Source organism: Sporosarcina sp. P1 (assembly GCF_002743155.1).
In the GTDB taxonomy this organism is placed as follows: domain Bacteria; phylum Bacillota; class Bacilli; order Bacillales_A; family Planococcaceae; genus Sporosarcina; species Sporosarcina ureae_B.
On record NZ_PDYS01000029.1, the window covers coordinates 1 to 14,289 of the forward strand.

The 14,289-nt window shown below is 41.4% G+C and carries 11 protein-coding genes; 7 read left to right on the top strand and 4 right to left on the bottom strand.

Annotated features, from left to right (window positions below):
* Window positions 1-402 precede the first annotated feature (402 nt).
* Entirely contained in the window at window positions 403-1,107 is a 705-nt protein-coding gene (locus tag CSV73_RS15725; protein WP_085132948.1) for a glucosamine-6-phosphate deaminase, read from the bottom strand.
* Window positions 1,108-1,443: 336 nt separating this feature from the next.
* Between CSV73_RS15725 and CSV73_RS16810 the strand changes: the two genes are divergently transcribed.
* From CSV73_RS16810 to CSV73_RS15745, 4 genes are all read left to right on the top strand, one after another.
* A complete protein-coding gene (locus tag CSV73_RS16810; RefSeq protein ID WP_232319161.1) occupies window positions 1,444-1,581 on the top strand; it encodes a cytochrome c oxidase subunit 2A in 138 nt (45 codons plus the stop codon).
* Window positions 1,582-1,607: 26 nt separating this feature from the next.
* On the top strand, window positions 1,608-2,108 hold the full coding sequence (locus tag CSV73_RS15735; protein WP_085132947.1) for a cytochrome c oxidase subunit II: 501 nt from the start codon (window positions 1,608-1,610) through the stop codon (window positions 2,106-2,108).
* Between the two features lie 3 nt (window positions 2,109-2,111).
* Window positions 2,112-3,764 carry a b(o/a)3-type cytochrome-c oxidase subunit 1 gene (locus tag CSV73_RS15740; protein WP_085132946.1) on the top strand — a complete coding sequence of 551 codons (1,653 nt, stop codon included), beginning with the start codon at window positions 2,112-2,114 and terminating at the stop codon, window positions 3,762-3,764.
* 350 nt (window positions 3,765-4,114) lie between these two features.
* Window positions 4,115-4,804: a C40 family peptidase gene (locus CSV73_RS15745; protein WP_085132945.1), complete on the top strand. Its 690-nt coding sequence runs from the start codon at window positions 4,115-4,117 to the stop codon at window positions 4,802-4,804.
* A 68-nt stretch (window positions 4,805-4,872) separates the two neighbouring features.
* Here CSV73_RS15745 and CSV73_RS15750 read toward each other — a convergent pair whose 3' ends face one another.
* Window positions 4,873-5,610 carry an SDR family NAD(P)-dependent oxidoreductase gene (locus tag CSV73_RS15750; protein ID WP_085132944.1) on the bottom strand — a complete coding sequence of 246 codons (738 nt, stop codon included), beginning with the start codon at window positions 5,608-5,610 and terminating at the stop codon, window positions 4,873-4,875.
* A gap of 202 nt (window positions 5,611-5,812) precedes the next feature.
* On the opposite strand from CSV73_RS15750, the gene CSV73_RS15755 reads away from it, so the two are divergent.
* Entirely contained in the window at window positions 5,813-7,405 is a 1,593-nt protein-coding gene (locus CSV73_RS15755) for a SulP family inorganic anion transporter (RefSeq protein WP_085132943.1), read from the top strand.
* Between the two features lie 470 nt (window positions 7,406-7,875).
* Here CSV73_RS15755 and murJ read toward each other — a convergent pair whose 3' ends face one another.
* Window positions 7,876-9,159, bottom strand: coding sequence for a murein biosynthesis integral membrane protein MurJ (gene murJ, locus CSV73_RS15760; protein ID WP_085132942.1), 1,284 nt, complete (start codon window positions 9,157-9,159; stop codon window positions 7,876-7,878).
* Window positions 9,156-10,253, bottom strand: coding sequence for a glycosyltransferase (locus CSV73_RS15765; RefSeq protein WP_085132941.1), 1,098 nt, complete (start codon window positions 10,251-10,253; stop codon window positions 9,156-9,158). The genes murJ and CSV73_RS15765 overlap by 4 nt, the downstream gene beginning before the upstream one ends.
* A gap of 292 nt (window positions 10,254-10,545) precedes the next feature.
* Here CSV73_RS15765 and CSV73_RS15770 point away from each other — a divergent pair, with 292 nt between their 5' ends.
* Together CSV73_RS15770 and CSV73_RS15775 are read left to right on the top strand one after the other, a co-directional pair.
* Window positions 10,546-11,457 (top strand): C40 family peptidase, encoded by a 912-nt coding sequence (locus tag CSV73_RS15770; RefSeq protein ID WP_085132940.1) that lies wholly within the window; start codon window positions 10,546-10,548, stop codon window positions 11,455-11,457.
* A 216-nt stretch (window positions 11,458-11,673) separates the two neighbouring features.
* Window positions 11,674-13,344 (top strand): N-acetylmuramoyl-L-alanine amidase, encoded by a 1,671-nt coding sequence (locus CSV73_RS15775; RefSeq protein ID WP_085132939.1) that lies wholly within the window; start codon window positions 11,674-11,676, stop codon window positions 13,342-13,344.
* Window positions 13,345-14,289: the final 945 nt, after the last annotated feature.

The window sequence follows — 14,289 nt, forward strand, 5'->3', positions numbered from 1 at the left end:
CCATTTAAAACAACTATCCGAACTGCCCCACACACAATCAAACGAAGACACCTGCTGTGGTAGGCGAAGTAAGGAGACAGAGACAGGCGCACTTTCTGTCTGTGGCTCCTTGCGAAAGCCATCCACCAGCGCCGTAGTGGGGACAATGTGCATTACACTTACATTGCTAGCAACACCACATACTCCTAACAGAAACGTAATCCAACAGCACTACTTCCATTTAAAACAACTATCCGAACTGCCCCACACACAATCAAACGAAGACACCTGCTATGGGAGGCGAAGCAGGACCAACGTACAGCACATGTTCATAGTCAACCTAATACTCACTTCACACAAAAAAGGCTACCCTAGAAGTCAAGTTACACTTCCAGGATAGCCCCTGATAATCATCTATTCTACTCAATCAAGCTGTAAATCCGTAATCACAATTACATCTTCATGACGCAATAACTTTGTAATCGGCCACTCCGTTGTGATCTCTCCAGCTTTCAATTTCTCCATCGCCGCACGTTTCTTCTCGCCAAATGCAACCATGATTAACTTCTTCGACTTTACAATGGAAGAGATCCCCATCGTCAAGGCGATATTCGGAATCTTATCATCGTTTTCGAAATATTGACTGTTAACTCCTAGTGTAGAGTCTGTCAGTGTCGCAACATGTGTTACAGAATCAAATGGTGTTCCTGGCTCGTTGAAAGCGATATGACCATTCTCTCCCACTCCCAAAAGTTGAATATCCAACGGGTGAGAGTTCAACTGATTCTCGTATTCTTCACACTCTTGATCTAAATTTCCAGCCATACCGTTTGGAATAAACGTTTCTTTGAATGGCTTTTTACTGAACAAATGCTGCTTCATAAAGTATGCATAACTATTTGGGTTATCCGCGTCAATACCTACATATTCATCTAAGTTGAATGCTGTAACGTTGGAAAAGTCTAACGACGAATGAGTCCATTCATCATAAATCGGAATCATCGTGCTGCCTGTAGCCAATCCAAGTACATGCAATCTATTATTTTGAAGTTCTTCAGAAATCAGATTAAATACTTCCTTCGCACCTTCTTCAGGGCTTTTCACTGTAATCCATTTGACATTTTCCATTTACACACCGGCTTCCTAGGTTTTACCTTATTATATTATAATTTCAATTCAACATACGGTCAACATTGAATACATGTTGTCTCACTCTGTATTCCCTATTTCACTCACTGTTACACCTATTTTTTTATGCACCTGACGAACTATACCATTAGCACCTTCAACCTAGCTCGAATCACAATTACAGCGGAATGTGTATGACAAAAGCATGTAAAGTGATTGAACATATTGTGAAATTTACGTTTTTTCTTCAATTCATAGGGAATTCCCTAATTCTTTATTCCCCCGCTAGGATTATGATAAAAGTACGAACTCCATTTAGACAAGGAGGTGGCCGTATTGAGCAAGAAGATATCTTCTCCCAATCAACCAAAAGAAGAAACGAATTTAAAAGGTACCCTGATCATGGTGATGATCGTCGGAATCGTCATTCTTGTCATGTGGTTTGGCGCTTACGGATTATTCTTATCTAGATAATAACTAGCATTAAAGGAGGAAACATTATGCATTTGCATAAGTATGAAAAAGTATGGATTGTATTCGGTTTAGCATCATTGGTTTTATTCTTACTTATTATTGGCTTTGCGGCATTCTGGAAAGGAACACATCCACAAAGTCATATCGAAACTATCGATCCTCAAAACGTCGAAGCGAACGAATCTTTCCAACCTGATAATCTTGGTCTGACAGAAGTTGCTGACGGGAAATATGTTGTCAATATGGTCGCTTCCGCTTTTAATTATGACTTCGGTACAGAAGAAGATGGAACCGCTACTAAGACGATTCGCGTACCGAAAGGTTCCACAGTTCTTTTCCAAGTAACAAGTAAAGACGTCGTCCACGGATTCCAAGTGGCAGGTACAAATGTCAACATGATGGTTGAACCTGGACATATCAGCCGCTTCGAATCCGTCATGAAAAACGATGGCGAATTCACAGTGGTGTGCAACGAATATTGCGGCATCGGTCACCATTTGATGTTCGGCACAGTGGAGGTGTACTAACACATGGAATTATTTAATTTCTCAAAAAAAGAATCCAGATTGTATATGGCTTTTATGCACGTCACGTTCATCTCTCTTTTAGTCGGTGGCTTGATGGGACTGCTTCAGACATTAGTCCGTTCCGGCAAATACACATTACCATTCAATATTGATTACTATACGATTTTAACAACGCACGGCGTCATACTCGGTTTAGTATTGACTACGTTCTTCATCGTCGGTTTCCAATTCTCACTTATGGGGAAAACCGTTGGCATTTCAGACAAACAATTAATGTGGGGTTGGATTTCATTCTGGGTCATGTTGGTCGGTACGGTATTATCTGCATGGATGATTTTAACAGGTGAAGCTTCTGTATTGTATACATTCTATACGCCACTTCGCGCGCATCCTATTTTCTACATCGGACTGACATTAGTCATTGTAGGAAGCTGGATTGCTGCTTTCACTAACTTCCGTCAACTATATGTATGGAAGAAAGCGCATAAAGGTGAAAAGTCTCCTTTACTAGCATTTATGGTAGTCATCAATATGATTATGTGGTTCGTCGCCACACTTGGTGTAGCGTACTCGGTCATCGTATTGATCTTGCCTTGGTCACTTGGTTATGTCGCAACAGTCAACGTATTATTGACGCGTACATTATTCTGGTACTTCGGTCACCCGCTTGTATACTTCTGGTTGTTACCTGCTTACATGGCTTGGTACGCAATCATCCCGAAAATTATCGGCGGAAAACTATTCAGTGATCCTTTAGCAAGACTGGCTTTCATTCTGTTGTTGATGTTCTCGATTCCAGTCGGATTCCACCATCAATTGACTGAGCCAGGTATTGATCCCACTTGGAAGTTCATCCAAGTCGTCTTAACATTCATGGTGGTCATCCCTTCATTGATGACGGCGTTCTCTTTATTCGCTACATTTGAAATTACAGGTAGAAGAAAAGGCTATAAATCACTATTCGGTTGGTTCAAAAAACTGCCTTGGAAAGATGTTCGATTCTTGGCACCATTCGTTGGTATGGTAGCATTTATCCCAGGTGGAGCAGGCGGGATCATTAACGCTTCTCACCAAGTAAACTCTCTTGTTCACAACACGATTTGGATAACAGGTCACTTTCATTTAACAGTTGCAACAACAGTCATTTTAACGTTTTTCGGTATTGCGTATTGGTTGATTCCACACTTGACTGGCCGTCGTTTGACCCCTTCATTGAATAAACTAGGTATCATTCAGACGTTCATTTGGGCAATTGGCATGACAATCATGTCAACTTCCATGCATATTCAAGGCCTCATCGGTGGACCACGTCGTTCAGCATTCTCTGAGTACGCAGGTGGAGATCAAGTTTCTACTTGGATCAGCTACCAAATGTGGCAAGCTGTCGGCGGAATCATCTTATTCGTTGGTATTCTATTGATGTTCTACATTTTCATTCAATTGGCATTCTTCGCTCCACGCGGTTATGAAGAATATCCAATCGCTGAAGAAGAAGTAGATGCTGAGAAATCACCGAAAATTTTGGAGAACTGGTATATATGGATTGGTATTACCATCGCATTGATTCTATTCGCGTATACGATACCCATGATCGATATCATTAAGCACTCGCCTCCTGGATCGATTCCATTTGACTGGCCTATCGGACGTTCTTAAACAGCAGAAAAGCCCTGAACAATCCGTAACATTACTTCGGATTGTTCAGGGCTTTTACTATAGTTTGAAGTAGTACGATAAAACACGACTTTGCGTTTACCCATAACATACATACTGGTTACAAAAAAACTGAGTCCCAAGAACCACTTTCAGTTTTAAAAAATACCCTTTTATAGTATTTACTCATATGTTAAACCTAAACAACTAGTAAACTATTGATTAAAAATAAGTCTTAAGATACGTTTAATATCCATTACTGTAATGTATGATAGGTTTATAGGTTTAATAACTAGTTAACACTCTGCAGTACAAAGTACCAAATCTAGTATACTTAAAGGAGATACGTCGAAATGAAGAAAATTGCCCTAGCCGCGATCGCCTCTCTTTTGCTTGCAACAAGCATCTCAGTTGGTAGTGTTGCCGCTGCATCAAAAACGCATATCGTGCAAGCAGGAGATACTCTTTACAAGATTTCCAATCAGTACAAGATTACGGTAACTGAACTAAAACGTCTGAATTCTCTTACTTCTAATAATATCAAAGTTAAACAGAAACTTATAGTAGAAAATAAAGTGAACTCTTCACAAGCTGTCTCTTCTACTAATTCATTGGGCTCGTTATCATCAAACAAACCTGTGACGAAGCCGAATGTTACGACCACTAGCCAGGCGCTAGGTCAAAAATTAGTGGACATTACACAGCCATTACTAGGAACTCCTTATGTATGGGCAGGTTCTACTCCATCAGGATTTGATTGTAGCGGTTTCATTTATTATGCATTCAACCAAGCTGATGTTAAAGTTCCTCGATTAGATACAATCGGTTTCTTCAACCGTTCATTATTTATAAAAGATCCGGTAGTAGGAGATTTATTATTCTTCCAAAATACATATCGTCCCGGCATCTCGCATATCGGTATTTATCTAGGAGACAATAAGTTCATTCACGCGGGGACAAAAGCAATTGAAATTGCTTCTCTAGACTCTTCATATTGGAACTCACGTTTCATGGGCTTCAAACGCTTTGTAGATGTAAAATAATCAATGAAAAACGGGTTGTCCTGTAAGTCATCATGACTTGTAGGACAACCCGTTCTGTTTATATTTTATTATCGTGCAGAATAACCGCCATCAATTACAAGCTCTGCGCCTGTAATATAAGCCGCTTCATCTGATGCCAAGAAGAGTACGGCATTCCCTACATCTTCCGGCTGACCCAAACGTTGTAGTGGAGTCATTTTAATCAACATATCCAGTTGAGCCTTAGACTCTTCAAGATTTGCCACCATCGGCGTTTCAATAACTCCTGGGAATACGGTGTTTACACGGATACCTGCTTGTCCATACTCCGCTGCTGCCGCTTTAGAAATAGCACGTACTGCACCTTTAGATGCAGAATACGGATTCAAGCCCATACCAATCAAAGCAGTATAAGAAGAAATATTGACGATTGCACCTTTTTTCGCTTCCTTCATATATTTTGATGCATGCTTCATACCTAGAAATGTACCGAAGCTATTGATATCTGAAAGTCTGCGCCAATCTTCAATCGTGATTTGATCTACAGTTTTTTCAGTTGAGATACCAGCATTATTCACAAGAATATCCATTTTCCCGAAGTGATCGACAGCTTTTTTCATAGCCTCTTCCCACTCTGCATCTTCCATTACATTCAATTTGATAGTGAAGATATTATCCTGACCGCCCCACTTTTCTTCAAGTGCTGCTGTATTAATGTCAGCTGCAATTACTTTCGCGCCTTCTGCCGTGAATTGCTTTACCATCATTTCACCCATACCAGATGCCCCACCTGTAATGAACGCTACTTTGTCTTGTAATCTGCCCATAAAATATCTCTCCTTTATTGTTGTTACTGCCATATACTTTAACACTAAAGTATATTCGAATCAATTATTCGGTTCGACACTATCTTCTTCAATTATTGAACTTTTATACATCTCCCCCTTTATACACACCTTGTATAGGCCGTATGCATACCGTATAATAAGTGTTGTATATATACACTAAAAATGGAAGAAGTGAACAAATATGTTCAAAGATCCACGTTATCTTAATTATAATGCAGCGGGCTTCCGGCAGGATTTGATAGCAGGGATTACTGTTGGAATTGTGGCCATTCCACTTGGGATGGCTTTTGCCATTGCTTCTGGCGTCAAACCAGAATACGGGCTATATACTACGATCATCGCAGGTCTTTTAGTCGCCTTGCTTGGTGGTTCACGTTACCAGATCGCCGGCCCTACTGGCGCATTCATTCCCATATTACTAGCTATCGTACTACAATACGGTTACGAAGATCTTCTACTTGCCGGATTTCTCGCGGGTATTCTTCTTGTCATTATGAGTTTTCTCGGTGTCAGTAATCTCATTCACTTCGTCCCGCGATCGGTGACAATCGGATTCACTGCGGGGATTGCAGTCATTATCTTTACTGGACAGTTCCAAAACTTCTTTGGCTTGACGGGAGTGGAGAAAAAAGAGTTCTTCCATGAAAGCATGGTAGAAATCGCTCGTCATTTTCATACTATCAATACATTTAGTATCCTAACTGCCACAATCGGTCTTGGTGTCATCTTTCTTTTACCCAAAATCTCTCCAAAGGTTCCATTACTACTTATTGCACTGTTAGTTCCTACTATCTGCTCGATTTTGTTCTTCCCAGGTAAAGTGGAAACAATCGGCACAGCATATGGTGGCATTCCACAACATTTACCTAGTTTTCATTTTCCAGAAATCACGCTCGCCAAACTGGTGAATCTATGGCAGCCCGCTTTAATCATTGCTGCACTTGGTGCGATCGAATCTCTGCTTTCCGCAGTTGTGGCTGACGGAATGAAAAGTAATGTACCTAAGCATAATTCCAAGAAAGAATTATTTGGTCAAGGTATCGCTAATATCATTACACCATTATTCGGGGGAATCCCCGCCACAGGCGCCATCGCACGTACCGCCACAAATATCGGTTCAGGCGCGGTCAGTCCCATTTCTGGCATCATACAAAGTTTATTTGTATTGGCTTTTCTATTACTATTCGCACCTTATGCTTCCTATATACCGTTGGCCGCAATGGCACCCATTCTGATGTTTGTCGCTTGGAATATGAGTTCACGAAAAGCCTTTGCCCAAATCGCTTCGTTACGCTCAAGTGATTCACTTGTGTTACTGACAACTTTCCTTTTGACCATATTCGTGAATTTGACAATCGCAGTCGAAGTCGGAATCTTGCTCGCCGCCCTGTCATTCTTACGCAAAATGAGTGGCTCATTGGATATTAAAAAGAGTAAACTGTCTGACGTTGAAAAATTCAAGTTGTCTATGGGAAATGAATCTGAGCTGATCAAATTCAAAATCTCCGGTCCACTGTTCTTCGGTACCGCGAAATACTTCGAGGATCGATACCCTGAATTATTGAATCTTGAACAAACCACAATCATTTTAGACATGAAAAATTTAACAGCTATCGATGCAACGGGTGAAGCAGCTCTTTCCGCCATGCTCGACGAAGCAGATCGCCAAAACAAGCGACTCATCTTTAAACGAGTCCCTCCTGAGAAAGTGAGCTTGTTCAAACGTAGTGGTTTATATGACAAAATCGGTGAAGAAAATTTCTTTATGCTGTAAATCATTTCATTGGGATCGTCGCTCGAGTCAGGTTTGGCATCGAAAATAGTGCGTATCTGCTTTCTGGACTCGCACAGGCACGTGGGGGATTGCCTCCAGCCATGAGCCAGCTGGCGGTAGGGCTGCCAGATGTCTCATGGCCACGGCCTACCCCGCAGTTGTGCCTGTGCTACTGAGTAATATTTATTCAATTTGTGGTTCTAATAAGAAGATCTGAGACAGGCGAACTTCCTGTCTGTGGCTCATTGCGAAAGCCATCCACCAGCGCCGTAGTGGATGCAATGATCTCGCCACTTACATTGCCAGCTAAACGACAATCCTGTGATCAAACACGAAACAGTAAGAGTAAGAGTACGTGCAAGAACCACAATCCTATGCCGATTTTTGCGCAAATTTCACGGAAACACAATCCAAAAAACCACAAAAAAGCTTCCACTCAACTTACTGAGTGAAAGCTTTTTTTCATATCATTACAACTTCCATTTAAACCGAGCATACCCGGCGAGTAAAAGGAAGTTCACTGCCGCACTGACGACAGTACCGTACGCAATGGCTTGCGCACCAATCTGATCAACAAACGCAAAAATAATACCGATATTAATTCCAAATACGCTGATTAAACTAAAGATAATAGGTGTGATCGAATTACCTTTTGCATAATAAAATCGAGTGATATAAGTATTAGCCGCTAAGAAAAACATCGACAGAGCGAATACTTTGAACACCGGCACGGTCAACATAATGGACTTCTCATCGAAATTCCCATAACCGAATACTAAACGGATGAGCGGCTCAGCTAGGAAATAGCAGAACACCGTCGCTGGCAATAGTAACGCGACCATGTAGAGCATTCCTTTCTTGTAAAGCGCCTTGACCGTACCCGTATCCCCTTCGCCTTCTTTCTTCGCGAGCATTGGATAGATCACCGTCGTTACGGCTGTCATTAGAATAGCTTGTGGAAAGCCCGTTAGTTTCGATGCGTAGTTAATAGAAGAAATCGCACCTTCCCCTAACCCACCCGCTGCAATACGATGAATAATGAAGTAGAACTGTAATGAAGCGCCACCGAATAAAATCGGCAAGGCGAGCCACCACATTCTCTTAATATCCGTAGGCATACCAAATGAAGGTTTCAGCGAGGAAAGATCTGCACGTTTGATACCCCAATACAGGAATAGCCCCATTAGGATGGCACTGACCATGGCACCAACACCATACGATTCAGGTCCAAGCCATTTTGTTAGCGCAAAGCCCACTCCAACAAACGCTACGTTATACAGTAAGATGGCAAGACTTGATAACTGAAAACGGTCATTGATATTCAATAAACCGCTCATCCATGTCGACATGACCAATACGATGGAAGAAGGCATCATCCAAAGGAAGAGATTTCTTACTACTGTGTAGTCTTCATCACTTAACTCTTTAAAGAATAGATTCAGAATCGGATTCGTCAAGACGATAATTACTAATGTAACAAGTGTGGCGGTCATGACGACTGTCGTGAATGCTTTGCGTACAAATAATGGCCGATCCATACTCGACGAATGGTAGATCGATATAAAGGCAGTCGTCAACGCTCCACCAAGCACTAGATAAATGAAGTTCGGAATCGTATACGCTGTCGCGATGGCATCCGCCACTGTCGAAGTACCATATTGTATGCCAATTACGACTTCGCGCCCGAAGCCAAACAATCTGGCAACAATATTAATGATGGCGACAGTGCCAATGATCTTGAATAATTTACTCATTTGGAAGATCCCTTTCCATTCTGTTCATAGATATCGTTCAACCTTTTGACGATCTCTGATGAAGAATGTTGCTGAATCACTTGTTGCGTCACTTCATGTTGCTCTCTGGTCACTTCATTCGAAAGTGCTTCCTCGAGTCCCATAGCCAAGGCTTGCGCATTCCGTGGCTCAACTAATGTTCCGACATCGTCTTTCAATAAATACGGTAAGCCCCCGACATTCGTCGCTACGACTTTGGCTCCTGAGGCAAGGGCTTCGAGTGCTACTAAGCCAAAACCTTCATGATAAGAAGGTAGCGCGAGAAGATCTGCTGCCGACATCCATTTCGCGAGTTCAGTCTGGCTGACAGGCCCTTTAAAGCGAATGCCCGAATTGTTGCCGACTTTGTCCTTCACTTCCTGCGTAAAACGCTGGTCCTTTTGTGAACCTACTATATATAGAAGAAGATCTTCATGCGTCTCTTGTAATTGTTCAAATGCGTCAATCAATTCCATAATGCCTTTTGCTTCGATCACATTCCCCACAAAGAGTACTACACGTTCATTTAAAGGCACGTCCAATAAAAGTCGAACTTCCTCCTGAGCCATTGGCTTAAAGATACGCGTATCTACACCCATACTCATGACTTCTACTTTGCTAGGAGCTATATCATAATCATGGATGACATCATTTCGCAACTTTTCACCGACCGTGATAACCTCCGAGGCCTCTTGTAAAATACGATGAGTGAGTTTCGCAATACGTGGACTTTTCTTAGCCATTTTATCTAAATCTCCACCATGTATTGTCACTACGTACGGTATCTTCCATAATTTCTTCGCTAGCAATGACACCAGTCCAGTTGGAAACGCGTAATGCGCATGTGTAATACTAATATTCTTTTTATGCTGTAAAACATATAGAAGGGACTCTATTCCCCATGATAGATATTTGACTATTTTTCCGATCTTTCCTTTACCCGGATCCTGTATGGCGATGACTTTAATATCTACGCCATCTTTTTTTAATTGCTCCACTTGGTTCTTGACAAAGATTCCAAAGGTAGGATGCTCAGCGGAAGGATACATATTACTAAATACTACTACTTTAGACACTTATAACTCATCCTTTATTACTTACTGACATAAACTAATACGCTCTTTTCTACGTTGAATGATTATACCACATACTACGCGCATATAAAGGCGCAACAGCAATTAACTCACTATTTTATTTCTTCTCTATAGTAGAAATATCGGTAGTTATTTATATAAACATTTCAATCATATGTCAGCGTGTAATTTTCTTGTAATATAATTGTAATAATTCCCATGTTTATTCGTGCTAACATGTTCCTAGATTACAAAGCGCAACAATGATTGCGCGAAAGGGGAATTTGAGCACAGCATGAAACGTCTAATAACTCTGGTCATGGCAAGTCTACTATTCTTTTCATTCGTACCAGAATTTGCTTCCGCAAACTCACCAACATCATTAGTAAGCACTGCAAAAAAATATATGGGAACACCTTATCGTTTAGGTGGAGCAACCCCAACGGCTTTTGATTGTTCAGGATTCACTCAATACGTGTTCAATGAAGAAGGTCTTTCTATTCCAAGAACGACTGGGCAGCAAATGGCGACCGGAACTTCTATTTCTAAAAGCAATCTAGAAGTTGGGGATTTAGTATTCTTTAATACATCAGGTCGCGGCGTATCACACGTTGGCATCTATGTAGGGTCTAATAACTTTATCCACGCTTCTGTGAGCAAAGGCGTCATGATCTCCTCATTGGATGATCCATACTACTGGAAGAGCCGTTATATCGGTGCTCGACGCGTAGCGAAATTCACTGATAATGTAAGTAAAGAAGAAGATAAGGTAGCTGCGTCTGCTCCTGTTAAAGAAGTTGTGTATGCAACTCGCGGTGAAATAGCACAAGTACTTGCAGAAAAATTAGATCTGGATATGACGACGGCTAATGTTACATTTAAAGACGTAGATAAATCCAATCCTCACTACAACGCAATATCCGCAGTCGCAGAAGCAAATATTTTCTCTGGTGACGAAGGTAACTTCAATCCAAAGAAAGAATTAACTCGCGCTCAAATGGCAAAAGTTTTAGTACAAGCATTTGAACTAAGAGGTTCCGCTATTGCGAAATTCTCTGATGTTCCTCCTGGTCACTGGGCGACTGAATATATTAACATTTTATTCTACCATGAAATTACGACTGGTTACCTAGATGGTAGATATGGTTTGTCAGATAAAGTATCAATTGGGCAATTAAATAAATTCATCGATCGTATTAATAAATAATTATCCTACCGAATGTTCAAACTTGAACATTCGGTTTTCTCCGAATTCAGCTCTATCTCCCCCTTCTGTACCACAATCCCTTAAATAGTAATGAAGAATCATTATAGTCATATTGCTAATTTACGAACCATGACGAAAATATCTAGTAATTAGTTTTCATAACTGGTAAAATGAACCTATGAGTCTAGTAATACATTATATATTAAGGAGGATCTCATGAAACAAATTAAATGGGCAACAGTTGGTCTGTTGCTGCTAACCATCTTAGCTATCTCACCTCTCCAGTCATTTGCAAGCTTCAAGTTTTCCGACGTCCCCGCCAACAGTGAATATTACAAAGAAGTCCATTACATAGCGGAAAAAGGTATTATTAATCAAACACCTAAATTCAATCCTCAAGATAACTTACGACGTTCACATGTTGCGAAAATGCTCGTTATTGCAACTGAAACACAAGATACACCGTTGAAAAACATGGAAATTAACGGACTGAAGCCAACTAGCGAACAATACAAGTTTGCTAACATTGCTCTTCAAAAAGGATACTTCCCTAATACTGACGCAAACAACTTCAAACCGAATGAAGAAATTAAACGGGATGAAATGGCATACGCGATGTCAGTAGCATTTAACTTATCTGAAAAAGTAACGAGCCAAAAACCTTTAGGTATGGATGATGTGAAAAATCACAAATACGTTGATCGGATCAACGGTTTGTATTATGCAGGCATTACACAAGGCGACAACAAGAAATTCTTACCAAATAATTTGTTAACACGTAAACAATTCGCATTATTCGTTGCACGTGCGATGGACAAGCAGTTTGCGTTGACTGTTAAAACTCCAGATCAACAATCCAGCGTGAAGTATGTGCGCGTAGCAACTGGTGATGATTCAGATCCATTGAACGTACGCAGCGCACCTTCCGAGTCTTCTGCTATTATCCATGTGTTGCCTAACGGTACAGTGGTAGAAGTAATAGGCAAGCAAGGCATTTGGTTGAAAGTCAATATCAATGGTTTAGAAGGCTATATCCATGAATACTTCACGACTCCTAATTTAAATGATGTCAAACCGGATACACCAACACCTAAACCACCTGTCACTACACCAAAACCGACGCCTGTTGCGAAGACAATGGGTAAAGTAACGGTTAATAATTTGAATATGCGTTCTGCAGGTAATTCGAGTGCCCCTACTGTTGGGAAGCTTCAATCAGGCCAAAAAGTAGAAATTTTGTCCGTTTCGGGATATTGGGCAAAGATTCGCGCTGGTAGCACAACTGGTTATGTGCACAAGACCTATTTGAAGTTGTTGAATCAAACGGGTAATCCATTGAAAGATCGTATTATTGTTGTCGATGCAGGTCATGGCGGACATGATCCAGGCACTGGTAAGAATGGCACATCTGAAAAATCTATTACACTGAAAGTTGCAAAGAAAGTCGAAGCGAAGTTAAAAAATGCTGGCGCTAAAGTGTTAATGACGCGTTCCAATGATACGTATTACACACTTCAAGCTCGTACGGATTTCTCCAAGAAGAATTTTGCAGAAACATTCGTTTCCATTCATGTGAACGCAGCAGGTTTTGCTGCAAAAGGAGCAGAAGTCTTCTATGACTCTTCTTCCAACATAAACGCAACAGAAAGTCGCGATTTAGCTTCTTTCATCCAGCGCAATATTGTGCAAAAGGCGAATATGTCTGATCGTGGTGTAAAGAATAAAGGTTTTTATGTAATCAAAAATAATAACGTAGCTGCCGTTCTTGTGGAGTTAGGCTTCATTACAAATGCACAGGACTATTCGAAGTTGACAAGTGAACAGTATTTGAATATTTATGCTGATGCGATCTACACAGGTCTGTATCAATATTACAGTAAGCAATAATGTCATCCGCCTCCTAGGTTGTATCTAGGAGGTTTTTTTATTGTACGAGCGCAGTTGTGTAAACATAGTGTGTTTTTGTGGAGAGCACGGTTAATAGCGTCGCTCGATTGATTGTTGTGTACTGAAGTTAGCAAGTGTTCACTTTCTGGACCCGCGCAGGCACGTGGGGAAATGAATTAGTTTGTGTTTCTAACAAAAAGAAAAACAGTGGCATTGTGATAGCTATCATGTATTTCTTGCTCACTTTTTGTTGGGGACGTCGCTCGACTTATTTTTGGGTACTGAAGTTAGCGAGTGTTCACTTTCTGGACCCGCGCAGGCACGTGGGGGATTGCCTCCAGCCATGAGCCAGCTGGCGATGGGGCTGCCAGTTGTCTCATGGCCACGGCCTACCCCGCAGTTGTGCCTGTGCTACTTTGGGGTAATGAATTAGTTTGTGTTTCTAGCAAAAAGAAAACCAGTGACATGGTGATAGCTATCACTTGTTTCTTGCGAGTGAAGTGCCCCGAAGATGCTAGCAAAACAAGGGACATCATCTATTACGCAACCTAGAAACGCTTTTGGCAGAACTATTACCCCGCTGCCCATCTTGCTCACTTTTTGTTGGGTACGTCGCTCGACTTATTTTTGGATTTTGAAGTTAGCAAGTGTTCACTTTCTGGACCCGCGCAGGCACGTGGGGGATTGCCTCCAGCCATGAGCCAGCTGGCGATGGGGCTGCCAGTTGTCTCATGGCCACGGCCTACCCCGCAGTTGTGCCTGCGCTACTGTGGGGTAATGAATTAGTTTGTGTTTCTAGTAAAAAGAAAACCAGTGACATGGTGATAGCTATCACTTGTTTCTTGCGAGTGAAGTGTATGAACTGTCCTACACACTATCTAACGAAGGCGCCTGCTGTGGTAGGCGAAGTAAGGAGACAGAGACAGGCGCACTTCCTGTCTGTGG